This window comes from Tateyamaria sp. syn59, assembly GCF_007995245.1.
In the GTDB taxonomy this organism is placed as follows: domain Bacteria; phylum Pseudomonadota; class Alphaproteobacteria; order Rhodobacterales; family Rhodobacteraceae; genus Tateyamaria.
Map to the genome: position 1 here is coordinate 5,060 of NZ_VCBA01000025.1, position 946 is coordinate 6,005.

At 61.0% G+C, this 946-nt stretch carries 1 protein-coding gene; it reads left to right on the plus strand.

The genetic code is table 11. From position 1 onward, the window contains the following. Window positions 1-663 precede the first annotated feature (663 nt). The coding region (locus FD715_RS22640; RefSeq protein ID WP_189799602.1) for a hypothetical protein at window positions 664-946 on the plus strand (283 nt) is incomplete at its 3' end.

The window sequence follows — 946 nt, forward strand, 5'->3', positions numbered from 1 at the left end:
ACGCCTTGGCCTGATCCGATCAGAAGCCGAGGCGTTGCAATGCTCCGGAGATTTGGGTGGTGCCGCTGAAGGGAGTTCTGTTCCCGTTGCAGGCACTTCCATTGCTGTACGCCTCAGCAAAACAAGGGGTATCCGTACTCGCGCTGGGCGGTCAACAGGCACGGTCTGTACTACGGTTTGTACTACGGCTGGCCGGTGGCCGGATACGGCTGACGGTGGCTCGGGGATGGTCTGCTGGTGCCGGGGGCGGGAATGATCGCCAGACCTCGACAGGAGTCCTAAGAGGGCCGTGGAGAGTCATCTCGTGGTTCGGCATCTCTACCCCCCTGCAAGGGCCAAGGTGGCGCTGTACGAGTCGGTGAGAGGCTCTCCGTGGCTGCGCTGGACGGGAGGGGGCGAGTGCCACCCCCGGGGGTAGGGGATGTCGTATACAGCCTCGACCGGCGAAAGGGATTGGAGGTCGTCAACCTGCTAAGAGACAGGGCCGAAAGCAGGGACGCCGGGCGTACGGAAGCGGTATGGGTTACTTGACGATCCAGCCTGCAAGCGGGGGGAGCCGGTTGATGCTTATAAGTCGTATTAGTATGGGGAAGGGCGGCCCCCAAGGCCGCCACTGACCCTCTCAGCTGAGGGAAATCGTGACTTCAGAAGAGGGCTACAGCTGTGGATACGAACACCCCGAACCAGACCAATGCTCGTGAACGCCGCTATAAGCGCTACTTCCAGATCGTGGACGAGGTGGTTGAGGAGATCCAGGGCCATTGCTGGATGGACACGGGGAAAACGAAGCGGAAGCTGAAGGGGGAGCAGCTACGGAAGCTGAGGTCTTCGGTCGAAACGCTGATCCGGGACAGCGTCGCCGTGATCTACCAGCGAAAGCGGGAAGGGGAAGCATCCATACAGTTGAACGCCAACTGGTATAGCAGCACCGCCTCACCTGCTGACC